Source organism: Caballeronia temeraria, assembly GCF_001544795.2.
Lineage (GTDB): Bacteria > Pseudomonadota > Gammaproteobacteria > Burkholderiales > Burkholderiaceae > Caballeronia > Caballeronia temeraria.
The window spans coordinates 1-13024 of sequence record NZ_FCOI02000032.1; the positions used below are offsets into that span (position 1 = coordinate 1).

A 13024-nucleotide genomic window follows, 5' to 3' on the forward strand; every position below is an offset into this window, starting at 1 on the left:
TGTGACCGCGGGCCTGAAAAGCTGCTTTCTTTGGTCACTTTCTTTGCAGCAGCAAAGAAAGTGACTGCCGCCCCGCACAGGGGCAGTGCTAATAGACCACTAAGAAAACAGGATCCGGCGAAAACACAAGCAGTCAAACGCAGACGCAAGAGCGAAGCAAAAGCCAACCCAAAACCTCACTTAGCCGCAGACTTCTGCTGAATCCCACAAGCCTTATACGCATCCCTCTGCAACTCGCGATACTTCTTAGTCTGCGCCTTCGCGCGATCGACCCGAAACTCCGCCCCACCTTCCCCACCCAACGTCGCGTATTTAGAAAACGTAGACTGCTCGACGTAATCATCATAAGTAAGCACCTGCGCGATCTTGTCGATCGCACAAGAGCACTTGTACACGTTGGCGAAATCGTGCCCGTTATCGTCCATGCACCCGAGCACGTATTCCACGCGCCCTTCGGTCGGATAATCGTGACTCTTCGCCGGCGGCGCACCATTCCCCGCGCCCGTCGCGGCAATCGAAAGCGGCGAAATCAGCGAGAGGCAAGTGAGCACCATCAACGCGCAGCAACGTGGGGTCATGCGATAAGCCTCGTCATGTCATAACGCCAGAACAGCCGGCACGCAGATGAACCCACGCACCGGCCACAAGCAAAGCAATCAGCTCGGCGAGAACGGGTGCGACATCGAGCCCTTCTTCGATACTACATCCTTCGCCGATGGCTCGCCCGCCACCGCGCGCGCAAGCGCTTCCTTCGTCGCCTGATAGTTGAAGTCGTGGATCTTCTGGTCGTCGTTCGCTTCCCAGTGGATGAACACGCCGACGCACACGAACACGTCGTCGGCTTCATCGGCGGGAATGACGCCCGCTTCCACACTGTCCGCGACGGCCATCGCCACTGCGCGCTGCGCCGGGCCGAACATCTGCACGGCCTGCTTCGCGCCCTTGATCGTCACCTTGTTGAAGAGAATCGTGTTCGGCTTGGTCAGCAGATTCGGCGCGACCACGGCGAGCAGCGACGTAAAGCCATCCTTGTTGTTCGTGAGCGCGTTGCAGAACGCGGTCTCGGCAGCGGAACCTCGCGGTCCGATGATCAAGTCGATGTGTGCGACCTCGTTGCCATCGCCGACGAGCGACTCTCCTACCAGGACGCGGTTGATCTTGGCCATGCTGTTCCTCCAGTGATGTGTGGTTCTCGGGACAAGCGACTTGCTCTCGACTCGCGACGGTCACCAAAGCCGCGCAAGGCTCGCGGTCCACCGGATTGCCGATGCGACCGCTCAACCGCGAACTTCCTAACATGTTCCGTGCCAATTTTTTGTCCGCGCCGGCAGACTTCATGCATTCGTCGATGACGTCATCAGCGCGACGAAAAGCGTCGCCACCGCCAGGTCCGCGCTCGTGCCCGGATTGATGCCGCGCGCCTTCAGTTCGGCATCCCATTCATCGAGCGCCGGCGACTCGGCGGGACAGTCCGCGCGGCGCCAGTTCGCGCGTTGAATCGATGCATCGCGCGTGACACTTTGCGCCACCGCCGCGCCCTGCTTGCGCACTATGTGCGAATCGGGCCAGCCGGAAAGAAACGTCAGGAACGCAGCGAGCATCGCGCGATGCTCCGTCGCCGCGTCGACCGTGCCCGCCGCATCGAGGCCCGCGCCGAAGATATCGGCGAATCCGTTCTCGTATTGACGCGCGATGCTGTCGCGATCCGCCGCGAGCGCCATCGCGGCGCGTAACGTCACGGTCGGCGGCGCGTGCACGGGCTGCTCGGGCGCATCGCCGAGGCCGCCCGGATTGGCCAGCGCGATCGCGCGATAGGCGAGGCGGGCGTCGTCGATGTCCAGCTCCGCGAGCACGCGTTGCGTCGCGGCGTGCCAGCGCGATGCATCGACCGGCTCGTGCGCATCGAAACGGTCGAGCGCGGCGCACAACGGCGCGGCGAGCAGCACGATGCCGAGATTCGTATTGCAGCCGACCGCGTCGAACGTGCGGCGCACGGCGTCGAGAATGCGCGCGCCCACGCGTGCGCCGGGCGCGAAAAGCCCCGCGGCCGCCGTGCCCGCGCTCGCGATGAATTGTGCCGACGTCATGTTGTGCCCCGCGCTCGCGACACTTACATTGCCGGGCTTGCGCGTCTCGACATCGAGACGGCACGCGCGCAGAAACGCCGTGCGCGCGGCGTCAGACGCGCTCATCGCCGCTGGCGAGCGCAAGCGTGCCTTTCGATGCGGCCAGCTTGCGATCGAGAAAATCGTCGACGAGCAGCGCCGCGATATCGAGCGGCGTCACCGATTGCAGTCCGCGCCACGCCGCGACGCCGTTCACTTCGAGCACCACGGGCCGCCCGTCCTCAGACGGAATCAGATCGACGCCCGCGTAATCCAGCCCGAGCGCTTCCGTGGCGCGCACGGCGATTTCGGCGAGCGCGGGCGTGAGTTCCGCCGGCTCGCATTTCGCGCCGCGCGCGAAGTTGTGAATCCAGTCCTCGCCGCCCACGCGCTTCATCGCCGCGAGCGCCTTGCCGCCGATCACGAGCACGCGCCAGTCGAAGCCGGGCGTGCCTGCATCGACATAACGCTGGAGATACGCGACCTGACTGAAGGCGCTGAGCGACGGCAGCGTCACGCCGGGTTTCTTCAGTCCCTTGCCCTGCGAGCCGAAGAGCGGCTTCATCACGACCTGCCGGCCCGCCGCCGCCTCGCGCATCAGCACGCGCTGCGCATGCGCGGGCGATTCGCTGGCCCACGTCGCGGGCGTCGGCACGCCGTAGCGGTTGAGCAGGAAGCTCGTCATCGACTTGTCGACGCTGCGCTCGATCGCGCGCGCATCGTTGTAGACGGGCACGCCGCTCTCGCGCAGCGCGTGCAGGATGCCGAGCCGCAAGGTCACCTGTTCGAACGTGCCGCCCGCGATGCCGCGCACGAACACGGCATCGGGCAGCGTGTGGCCAAAGCCGGGAATCGCGAGGCCGTGCGGCTTCCATGTCGTGTCGATGCGGCAATCGGCGAGATCGACGTTGCGCGCTTCGACATCGCGCGCGCGGAACGCTTTTTTCAGGCGTCCGGTGTGCCAGCCGGTTTCGTCGGTCATGATGGCCACGCGCACGCTCATGACGCGCTCCATTGCGCGTCGAGCAACGCGCGATCGACCTTGCCGCCGTGATACGTCGCGCCGGTTTCGAGACTCGACACCCACGCTTCGGCGGGCGCGAAGAGCGCGGAATCGATCTGATAGAAGTCGTAGTTGAACGACGTGAAGATATCGGCGAACGGACGCCCGTAATCGCGCGCATTCGACGACGGCAGCTCGGCGGCGAGACGCTTCGCGGCCGCATCGCTTTTCACGGTCAGATGCACGCGGCCGCCATAGAGGATCGCGTCGTTGGTGCGGCCCATCGCGGCAATGCCATCGGGCGCGGGCGGCGGAAGCGGCGCGCTGCCGCTGCCTTCGACGATCTCGGCCAGATCGATGCCCAGCACATGCGTCTTGTGCAGCGCAACTTCCACGACACGCGCGACGACCTGCACCGTGCCCGCGACAGACTGTGTCGGCGTCACCGCGATCACGAGGTTCTCCGGCGCGAGGCCGCAATCGTTGAGCACCTTGTCGATGACGACCTGCGGCGGCAGCCGGTCCACTTCCATCACGAGCGCGCCGCGATCATGCCGGTCGCGATAACCGAGTTCGTCGAAGAGCGGCTCCTTGCATGCGAGCGCGCGCGCCGGGCCCGAGCCGAGCGAAAAGAATTTCTTGCCGCCCGTCTGCTCCTTGGTCGCGGACAGGCTCCAGCCCGCGTACTGGCTCGCGAGACACGCGAGCACCGGGTTGCTCGTATGCACTTCGATGAAGCCGGGCCAGAGCGGCGCGTCATCGAACGCGATGCGCCGCGCGACGCGCCCGAGCCCGCCCATGCAGATGCGCGCGATCAGCACGCCCGCGTCGGCGCTGCCTTTGGCGTTCACGCCCGCATCGACGATCACGGTGCCGCCGTCCGTGCGCGTCACGTCGACGTGAAGGCGCGCGGCATCGTCGATGAGACGCGCGACGAGCCGCTCGCTCGATGCGTTGACGCTCACGGCGGCATCCGCCTGAAAAGTTGATGTCATGGTCTCGATAAGGTGTCGATGCGTTGCAGAAGGCGTGCGTGCTCGCGGTCCAGCGCGTCGCGCAGATCGGCGAATGCGGGCGCGGAGACGGTCATCGTGCAGACCGGCTGGCCCGCTTCGATGCGCGCGCCGACGAGCGGCACGTCGTGGCACGCGGGATCGTCGAAACAGGCGTCGCTGAACGCGTGCGATGCGATGAAGCTTTCGTGCGCGAACACGACACGCTGTCCGGCGTAAAGCGGCGGCGTGCCCGTCGCCGTTTCCGGCGCGTGCGGCAGATCGCCGTGCAGACACGCGTCCAGATGCGCGCCGATCAGCCCGCGCGGCCAGGCGTCGGGCCAGGCGGCTTCGTAGAGCGCCATCGTCGATGACGGGCGCGTGTTGATTTCGAGCACGCTGAAGTCATCGCCATCGAGCAGAAAGTCGATGCTGTTCAAGCCCGCCAGATCCGTTTGCCAGACGATTCGATCGATCGCCTCGACGATGCGCGCCGCGACGTGCGCTGGCAAGCGCACCGGCCCGAGCGAGCCCGCGTGCACGAAGGGCAGGCGTCCAGCCGCGATCGTCAGTTGTTCCGCGAAGCCGATCACCGCCGCTTCGCGATGCGCGGCGACGAAGAGCGCGGACATCGAACGGCCTTTCGCGAGCCGCTGGAAATACGCGCCATCGGTCGTGCGTTCGACATCGCCGGCCCATTCGATATGCGTGCCGCCGCAACCATCCGACCGTTTCACGAGCCAGCCCGCGCGATCCGCGGGCGGCGTGTAGCGCACGTCCGGATGCGCGATATGCGCTTCGTCGAGCAGCGCGAAGAAGCGGTGCGGATCGCGCACCGCCGCCGCCTGCGCGCCATTGCCGATGAAGCGCGGCACGCGCGGCGCGCGACTCAGTTCGCCCGCGAGCGGCTCCAGTCCGCTCGTCACGATGAGGCCGAGCATGCGCGGCAGGCGCGCGGCGTGTTCGAGCGCATCGTAGAGACGCGCGCGATCGATCGACAGACCCTTGCCGCCGATATCGAACCACATGCCCGCGTGCTCGCGCGTATCGCGATCGCCGAAGATATCGAGCGCGACGACGTTCAGGCCCGCGCGCGCCGCCGATTGCGCTAGGAGCCGCGCCGACAATCCCGCGACGGCGATGCGCGGCGCGCGAGAGGCATCGCCCGAAATCATGAGCTTTGTCCCGCGACGATCGCGCGGGCTTCGTCGAATGCTTCGGGAAAGCCGAGATAGACGGGCTTGCCGCCGGTGCGCATGCGCAGAAAGAGCCGGTGCTCCGCCTGATATTTAACGTTGCCGATCGCGAGCGCGCCGATGCCGACCGCATCCGCGCGCGCGGCGCCCGCGAGCGGCTTGCCGTCGTCCATGACGTTGACGCCCGCGATGCCTTCGGGCGGCACGGCGTTGACATCGGCGGCGATCAGGAGGTTTTTCGCGTGCACGAGATCGGCGGAGGTCATCACCTGCACGCCCGCGACCGCCGTCGCGAACACGACTTCGGCGCGCGCGAGTTCGCGATGCAGTTGATCGGGCGAGCCGGTCGCGACGCCCGAGGTGGCGATATCGAAGCGGCGATTGATCTCGTCGCTCACTTGCGTCGCGCGCGACTGGCTCGAATGGCTCGCGACGACGACATCCGCGCCGAGCGATGCGGCCATCGCCGCGGCCACGCGTCCGACCGCGCCGGTGCCGCCGAGTATCAGCACGCGTTTGCCGCCGAGATCGACGGAATGCGCGGCGCGCAGATGCTTTTCCGCGAGCGCGACGAGCGCGGCGGCGGTCGTATACGCGCCGCTCGGATCGGCGAAGACGGAGACTTCGAAGGGCGGGACCATCGCGTTGCGGGCTTTTTCGAGCATGTCGGCGGCGAGCATCACGTCGCGTCCGCCGATGAAGATGCCCGTGCGCGACACGCCTTTCGGCCCGCGCGAGAAGATCGCGTCCTGCGTGAGTTGCACGACGATGTCCTCGTCGACGTTGCAGTACGGCACGAGAACCTGATAGCCCGCGTCGGCGGCCATGTTCACGTCGAACGGGCTCATTTGCGGCGTGCTGGTGAACATGTGCAGGACGTAGGGTCGTTCGGTGGCTTCGGGCATGGCGATGGACTCGTTTGGCGTGGTGATGTCGATTGATATTCAGGCCGCGTTTGCGTCGTGATGATGTTGCCGCGCCGCGCGCCATGTTGCGCCGCGATTGCGTCCTCCTGCGATCGTGAACGTGAGCGATGCGCCCGGCGAAACGCGCTGTGCAGCGGCGCGGGCGCGTTCGGCGTCCTGTGCGCTCGCGACGAACGCGAAGCCGACCGGTCCCCACGATGTCTGTCCGATGCCCGCTTTCTGCTCGGCCGCGACGGCTTCGAGCGCGCGCGCGACGGCCGGACTTGCGAACACGCCGCCTTGCACGGGCGCGAAGTATTCGCCGATGGTTTGCTGCAGGTCGCAGATGGCGTCGGCGTAGGTGTCGAAATCGCTTTCCGCGACGGCGGGCAGGACGCGCATCAGCACGAGATGCGAGAGATGCGCGGCGAGCGACGCGGGGAAGGGCGCGAGTGAGGCGAGGCCGCGTTTCTCTTCATCGCCGTGGAGGCCTTCGCGTGAGGTGTCGTCGATGAGCAGCACGCGCCATGCTTCGGGGAATGGCTGTCGCGCGATGAGTGGCGGCAGGTTTGTCTTGGACGCGTTGCGTGTGTTGCGGCCACCGTCGACGATCAGACCGCCGTGGTCGAAGCCATGTATTCCGATGCCGGAACGCGCGCCGCGTGCGAGGATTCTGGCGATATCGGCGGTGGTTGCTTCGTGGCCTCTTACGCGCGCGTAGGCGGTGCCAAGGGCCAGTGCCAGTTGTGTGCCGGAGCCCAGGCCCGTGTGGGCGCGAGGCGTCTCGTGTACCTCTATGTCGATGGCGGGGCCTTTGCCTAGGGCCTGTTCCAGCTGCCTGATGTGCTGTTCGATGCGGTCGCGTTGAGCGCTGCTCGTCGTGCCTTCGATGATCGCATCGCGTCTCGATGCGGGGGCTTGGCGCGCTGTGATTCGCGTACTGTGCGCGTCGATTGCGAGCCCTACACTGCCGAAGACGCGGCCCAGCGAGCCGTTCGGATCGATGAAGCCAAGATGCAGGCGCGCAGGCGATTCGACTGTGATCGCCGAGAGCGGCGATAGGCGTGCAGGGGTGGGCGGCATCGGGAGTGGATTCCTTTTTCAGGCGGAATTTTTGGGGGTGTTGGGGTTAGGCAAATCCTGTACCAGCTTTTCTTTTTCGCCGGATCCCGGTTTCTTTTTGGTTTATTAGCACTGCCCCTGTGCGGGGCGGCAGTCACTTTCTTTGCTGCTGCAAAGAAAGTAACCAAAGAAAGCAGCTTCTCAGGCCCGCGGTCACACGCAATTTGGGTAGTTCTCTCGTCCCAGGCGGCACTCGCCTAAAGAGTGCCCTCGGACGACTAACCGGGCTTGGATCGCGCACGGTCTGACTAGCTAGTCTTTTTAGGACGCTGGTTCAGCACGAAAGAGTTCCGGCACAGCGCTCCGCGCTGCCGTCGGGTCTGCGAGGGAAACCATTGGTTCGCTGCGCCGCGCGACCGCGTGGACCCATCGGCCGCGAAGCGGGCCGGAGCTATTTGGCGCTGAACCAGTTTGTTATGCGGCGCGATGTGACAGACCGTGCGCGAGCCAAGCCGGGTGATTGTGATGAGGGCACTCTTTAGGCGAGTGCCGCCTGCGACGAGAGAACTACCCAAACTGCGTGTGACCGCGGGCGCTTCGAGCTGCTTTCTTTGGTTACTTTCTTTGCAGCAGCAAAGAAAGTGACTGCCGCCCCGCACAGGGGCAGCGCTAATAGACCACAAAGAAAACGGGACCCTCAACCCTCGTCATACTTGATATAGCGAAACCGCTGATCGTCGGAAGGCGTGCCGTCAAGAGGCCCATCCTCCTTACCCGGCTGCCATTGGATAACCTCTTCGATCTTGGAAGCCAGAGCAAAGTCCTTATCAGTGATTCCTCTAGCCGAATGCGTCTTGAGCTTGACGATGACAAACGCATAAGAAACGGTGAGATCCGGATGATGCCAGGCCGCTTCGGCAAGATGCCCAACCGTATTGACGACCATGAGCGTCCCCTTCCAGCCTTCGGTCTTGAACTTGCGCCGAAGCCACCCATCCTCCACGTACCAGTGCTTGAGCGCACCCGTGAGGCGCTGCTTGATCTCCTCGTCGGAATAGACCTTTTCGGCTTGAGCCATGGCGAAGCCTCCAATAGAAGTCGACACAGAACTCAAGTATGCGCCAAAGAAAACATGCTGCATCGCGGCATGTCATGCGCGCAGACGCGCGCGGATTCTGTGTTCCATGCGGTCCACTTTTTCGCGTATTTGACACAGTATGTGTCGCCACCCGACAGGAACTCGTCCATCTGCGACAGCATCGCCCTTCAAATTCCCGATTTGAAGCAGCGCGAGTTAAACCGGCATGGAATATGCAATTGGCCTCTCTACGCAAGAGTCCGGCAATGCACCGGACGAAGCGCAGCTCGTTACCTGCATTTGAAGGCGCGCACGATGCAACCTGGTAGCGTGGTCATCCCTGGGTCGGAGGCATCACCATTCTGGAGGAGACATGAACTTACGCACCCTGGTTCTTGGACTAGCGGTGGTCGCGACGGCTGGCCTGAATTCATATGTTGCCCAGGCCGACTCGCAACTCGACAGCCTGATCAAGAATCCCTCGAACTGGGCGGCGCAAGCGGGCGATTATTCGAATCACCGCTACAGCACGCTCAAGCAAATCAACGAAAACAACGTCGGCAAGCTACAGGTTGCCTGGACCATGTCGACAGGTGTGCTGCGCGGCCATGAAGGTTCGCCGCTCGTCATCGGCGACACGATGTATATCCATTCGCCGTTCCCTAACAAAGTTATCGCCATCAACCTGAAGGATCAAACCTTCATTTGGCAATACCAGCCGAAGCAGGACACGCAAGTCATCTCGGTGATGTGCTGCGATACGGTCAACCGTGGCCTGGCTTATGGCGACGGCAAGATCTTCCTCCAGCAAGCCGATACCAAGCTCGTCGCGCTCGATGCTAAAACCGGCGACGTCGTATGGACCGCGACGAACGGCGATCCGAAGAAAGGCGAAACCAACACCAACGCGCCGCACGTTTTCGGCGACAAGGTGCTGACCGGCATCTCGGGCGGTGAGTTCGGCGTGCGCGGACGGATCATCGCGTACAACATCAAGGACGGCAAGGAAGTCTGGAAGGCCTATAGCACCGGTCCCGACAGCGAAATGCTCATGGACCCGCAGTCGACCATGACCTGGACCGACGGCAAGATGGCGCCGGTCGGTGCGGACTCGTCGATCAAGAGCTGGCAGGGCGACCAGTGGAAGTACGGCGGTGGCACGACATGGGGCTGGTACGCATGGGATCCCAAGCTGAATCTTGTCTACTACGGCTCGGGCAATCCGGGCACATGGAACCCGACGCAGCGTCCGGGCGACAACAAGTGGTCGATGACGATCTTCGCACGCGATCTCAACACGGGCCAGGCGAAGTGGGTCTATCAGATGACGCCTCACGACGAGTGGGACTATGACGGCGTCAACGAGATGATCCTCTCCGACCTGAACATCGGCGGCAAGACCGTGCCGGCGATCGTTCACTTCGACCGCAATGGCTTCGGCTATACGCTGAATCGCCAGACCGGCGAACTGCTGGTCGCGCAGAAGTACGACCCGGCGGTGAACTGGGCCGATAGCGTCGATCTGAAGAGCGGCCTGCCGATTCGCAATGCGAGCTACTCGACGCAGAAGGCCGGTCCCGATCACAACGTGAAGAACATCTGCCCCGCGGCGCTCGGCTCGAAGGACCAGCAGCCGGCCGCATTCGATCCGGGCTCGAAGCTGTTCCTCGTGCCGACGAATCACGTCTGCATGGACTACGAGCCGTTCCAGGTCGATTACGTGTCGGGTCAGCCGTTCGTCGGTGCGACGCTCTCGATGTATCCGGGTCCGAACGAGAACGGCGCGATGGGTAACTTTATCGCGTGGGATGCCTCGAAGGGCAAGATCGTGTGGTCCAAGCCGGAGAAGTTCTCGGTGTGGTCCGGCGCGCTCGCAACTGCTGGCGGCGTGGTGTTCTACGGCACGCTCGAAGGCTATCTGAAGGCAGTGCGCATCAAGGACGGCAAGGAGCTGTGGAGGTTCAAGACGCCGTCGGGCGTCATCGGCAACGTGTTCACGTACCAGTACCAGGGCAAGCAGTATGTCGGCGTGTACTCGGGCATCGGCGGCTGGGCCGGCATCGGCATGGCGGCAGGTCTCGAGAAGTCGACGGAAGGCCTCGGCGCGGTCGGCGGCTACAAGGAGCTCGCGAAGTACACGGCTCTCGGCGGCACGCTCTTCGTGTTCGCGATTCCCGGTGGTTGATCGGGTCGCTCGGTGTACGTAATTGTTTGGCGATGCGCGGCGGCTGCAACGGCCGCCGCGCCGAAACACCCCATATACAAGACATGTTCAAGGAGTCAGACGTATGAAAGGCCGATCACTCTTGATGCTGACGATGACGCTCGCTGCGTCGACCGCTTCGTTTGCCCAGACACCGCCCCCGATGCCTGCGCAAATCAAGCCGGTCGCGTACAAGGTCGTCGATGGCAACAAGGTAGACAGCGACACGTTGCAGGGCTGGAAGACCTGGCGCGCGCTCGCATGCGAACGCTGTCACGGGGCGAAGCAGGAGGGGATGGTCGGCCCGTCGCTGATCGATGCTTTCAAGACGCTCGACAAGAACGAGTTTCATCGAACCGTATTCGGCGGACGCGTGGATAAAGGCATGCCCGATTTCAGCGCGAGCCAGATGATGCAGAAGAACTGGGAGAACCTTTTCGCGTATTTGAAAGGGCGCTCCGACGGAAAGATCAACCCCGGCGATCTGCAGGCAATCGATGCAAAATGAGGACGTTGCATGGCCGCTAAACGGCTGACGTCTGATGATTGCTCTCATACCGGAGGTGTCGATGTCCGATCGTAATGCAAGCCGCGCCGCTTCGTTCCGATTCATAGCTGCGTTATGCGTGGCACTCGCGACGTTCTCGGCGCAACAGGCGTTCGCGCAAGGTGCGGGCGGACCGCCGCCCGATCTGCCCAACAACGATGGCGCTGACGGCATCCTGCGCGTGTGCGCCGATCCGAACAACATGCCGCTCTCGAACAAGAAGGGCGAGGGCTACGAGAACAAGATCGCGAGCCAGATGGCGAGCGATTTCGGCTACAAGCTCGAATACACGTATTGGCCGCAACGCATGGGTTTCGTGCGCAATACGCTGCGCGAGAAAGTGCCGCAGACGGAGCGCTTCAAATGCGATCTGATCATCGGCGTGCCGAAGGGTTATGAGCTCACTGCGACGACGCGACCGTATCTCCATTCCACGTACGCGATGGTGTTCCCGAACAAGCCCGAATACGCGAGCATCAAGGCGCCGTCGGATCTGATGAATCTTCCCCCCGATCAATTGAAGAAGATGAAGCTCGGCATCTTCGTGAAGAGTCCGGCGGTGGACTGGCTGCTCAGTCATAACCTGATCGGTCAGGCGGTGTCGTATCAAGGACAGAGCGGCGATCCCGAGGCGTTTCCCGGCGAGATGATCGAGCGCGATCTGGCGAAGGGCGATGTCGATGCGGCTTTCGTGTGGGGGCCGATCGCAGGTTATTTCGCGAATCGCTCGGATAACAAGGTGCGCCTCGTGGCGTTCCCGGCGGGTCAGCCGATCCGCTTCGACTACGAGATTTCGATGGGCGTGCGTTACGGCGAAAAGGCGTGGCGCGACAAGGTCGATAACTGGATCGCATCGAATCAACCGAAGATCGATCAGATCCTGTCGACGTATCAGGTTCCATTGCTGCCGTTGCAGCCGGTAAGCGCGCAATGAAGCGGACATACGGGGGTTCTCTTCGCGCAATGGTCATGGCGCTTGTTGCTGCGATGCCGGCAGTCGCGATGGCTGCGGATGCGCCGGCGGCTTCGGCTTCGGCGCCGTCCGCCGATATCAAGCCGGCCGAGCAACTGCTTTTCATGCAACCGCATATGAATGGTGTCGAGCCGCAGACCGAACTCGACTACGCGGTAAATTATTCCGGGCCGCCGTCGAAGATCAGTGACACGTTGCGGGTGCTTGTGGTGAGTCCTGGTAACAGCAAGAACGACGCGAAGGTGACGGATCGTACTGGTGCCGTCAACGTGCCGGGTGGTTTGCCGTGCAATCCGGCGATCATCTATTTTCTCGAGCATGACGTCGCGGAGATGGAGCAACTGACCGGCGGTCAGCGGCGCTATTTCCAGCAACGCGTGCGGATGGCGCTTGCTGCGGGGCCCGCGATTACGCCGGTGTCCAGCGAGTCGCTCGGGCTCGGCAAGCACGCGAAGGCGCAGCAGATCGTTATTCAGCCTTATTTGAACGATCCCAATGCTGAACGCTTCACGAAGTACACGGCCAAGCGCTATACGTTCGTCATGGCCGATGATGTACCCGGGCGGTTGCTTTTGATTCGCACCGAAGTGCCCGGTGACGGGAATGATTTTGCGCATCCGCTGCAGAAGGAGACGATTGCTTATCAAGGGACGCTCAAGAATTTGAATGCGCCGGGGGGTGCGCCGGTTAAGGGGGCTAATGCGCCTCGGGCTAGTCGGTGATTCTTATGTTTCGTTTTCGCCGGATCCCGTTTTGTTGTTGGTCTATTAGCGCTGCCCCTATGCGGGGCGGCAGTCACTTTCTTTGCTGCTGCAAAGAAAGTAACCAAAGAAAGCAGCTTTTCAGGCCCGCGGTCACACGTAGTTTGAGTAGTTCTCTCGTCCTCGGTGGCACTCGCCTAAAGAGTGCCCTCCTAGGCCCAACCGGGCTTGGATCGCGCACGGTCTGACTAGCTAGTCG

Annotated in this window: 13 protein-coding genes and 1 pseudogene; 5 read left to right on the forward strand and 9 right to left on the reverse strand. The window is 63.1% G+C overall.

From position 1 onward, the window contains the following. A pseudogene (locus tag AWB76_RS41895) lies at positions 1–201 on the forward strand (hypothetical protein); the annotation flags it as partial. Here AWB76_RS41895 and AWB76_RS31185 read toward each other — a convergent pair. The 9 genes from AWB76_RS31185 to AWB76_RS31225 form a co-directional block, all read right to left on the reverse strand. After that, a complete protein-coding gene (locus tag AWB76_RS31185; protein WP_061163963.1) occupies positions 177–578 on the reverse strand; it encodes a hypothetical protein in 402 nt (133 codons plus the stop codon). The pseudogene AWB76_RS41895 and the gene AWB76_RS31185 sit on opposite strands and share 25 nt — an antisense overlap. Before the next feature lie 78 nt (positions 579–656). After that, complete coding sequence (gene fae, locus AWB76_RS31190) at positions 657–1166, reverse strand: formaldehyde-activating enzyme (RefSeq protein WP_061163964.1); 510 nt, start codon at positions 1164–1166, stop codon at positions 657–659. A gap of 168 nt (positions 1167–1334) precedes the next feature. Further along, entirely contained in the window at positions 1335–2192 is an 858-nt protein-coding gene (locus AWB76_RS31195; protein ID WP_061163965.1) for a triphosphoribosyl-dephospho-CoA synthase, read from the reverse strand. Continuing rightward, positions 2179–3108: an ATP-grasp domain-containing protein gene (locus AWB76_RS31200; protein WP_096031380.1), complete on the reverse strand. Its 930-nt coding sequence runs from the start codon at positions 3106–3108 to the stop codon at positions 2179–2181. Before AWB76_RS31200 ends, AWB76_RS31195 begins: the two co-directional genes overlap by 14 nt. Next, positions 3105–4103 carry a methenyltetrahydromethanopterin cyclohydrolase gene (gene mch, locus AWB76_RS31205; RefSeq protein ID WP_061163967.1) on the reverse strand — a complete coding sequence of 333 codons (999 nt, stop codon included), beginning with the start codon at positions 4101–4103 and terminating at the stop codon, positions 3105–3107. Before mch ends, AWB76_RS31200 begins: the two co-directional genes overlap by 4 nt. After that, a complete protein-coding gene (locus tag AWB76_RS31210) occupies positions 4100–5275 on the reverse strand; it encodes an ATP-grasp domain-containing protein (RefSeq protein ID WP_061163968.1) in 1176 nt (391 codons plus the stop codon). The genes mch and AWB76_RS31210 overlap by 4 nt, the downstream gene beginning before the upstream one ends. After that, positions 5272–6201 carry an NAD(P)-dependent methylenetetrahydromethanopterin dehydrogenase gene (locus AWB76_RS31215; RefSeq protein WP_061163969.1) on the reverse strand — a complete coding sequence of 310 codons (930 nt, stop codon included), beginning with the start codon at positions 6199–6201 and terminating at the stop codon, positions 5272–5274. Before AWB76_RS31215 ends, AWB76_RS31210 begins: the two co-directional genes overlap by 4 nt. Before the next feature lie 39 nt (positions 6202–6240). After that, positions 6241–7284: a beta-ribofuranosylaminobenzene 5'-phosphate synthase family protein gene (locus tag AWB76_RS31220; RefSeq protein WP_061163970.1), complete on the reverse strand. Its 1044-nt coding sequence runs from the start codon at positions 7282–7284 to the stop codon at positions 6241–6243. A 676-nt stretch (positions 7285–7960) separates the two neighbouring features. Beyond that, positions 7961–8341, reverse strand: a complete 381-nt coding sequence (locus tag AWB76_RS31225) for a 4a-hydroxytetrahydrobiopterin dehydratase (RefSeq protein WP_061163971.1) — start codon at positions 8339–8341, stop codon at positions 7961–7963. A 373-nt stretch (positions 8342–8714) separates the two neighbouring features. Here AWB76_RS31225 and AWB76_RS31230 point away from each other — a divergent pair, with 373 nt between their 5' ends. The 4 genes from AWB76_RS31230 to AWB76_RS31245 all read left to right on the forward strand — a co-directional run bounded on the left by AWB76_RS31230 (position 8715) and on the right by AWB76_RS31245 (position 12786). Continuing rightward, positions 8715–10526 carry a methanol/ethanol family PQQ-dependent dehydrogenase gene (locus AWB76_RS31230; RefSeq protein WP_061163972.1) on the forward strand — a complete coding sequence of 604 codons (1812 nt, stop codon included), beginning with the start codon at positions 8715–8717 and terminating at the stop codon, positions 10524–10526. A gap of 133 nt (positions 10527–10659) precedes the next feature. Further along, entirely contained in the window at positions 10660–11052 is a 393-nt protein-coding gene (locus AWB76_RS31235) for a c-type cytochrome (RefSeq protein WP_374729959.1), read from the forward strand. Between the two features lie 61 nt (positions 11053–11113). After that, positions 11114–12025: a substrate-binding domain-containing protein gene (locus AWB76_RS31240; RefSeq protein WP_061163974.1), complete on the forward strand. Its 912-nt coding sequence runs from the start codon at positions 11114–11116 to the stop codon at positions 12023–12025. Continuing rightward, complete coding sequence (locus tag AWB76_RS31245; protein WP_061163975.1) at positions 12022–12786, forward strand: hypothetical protein; 765 nt, start codon at positions 12022–12024, stop codon at positions 12784–12786. The genes AWB76_RS31240 and AWB76_RS31245 overlap by 4 nt, the downstream gene beginning before the upstream one ends. Positions 12787–13024 lie beyond the last annotated feature (238 nt).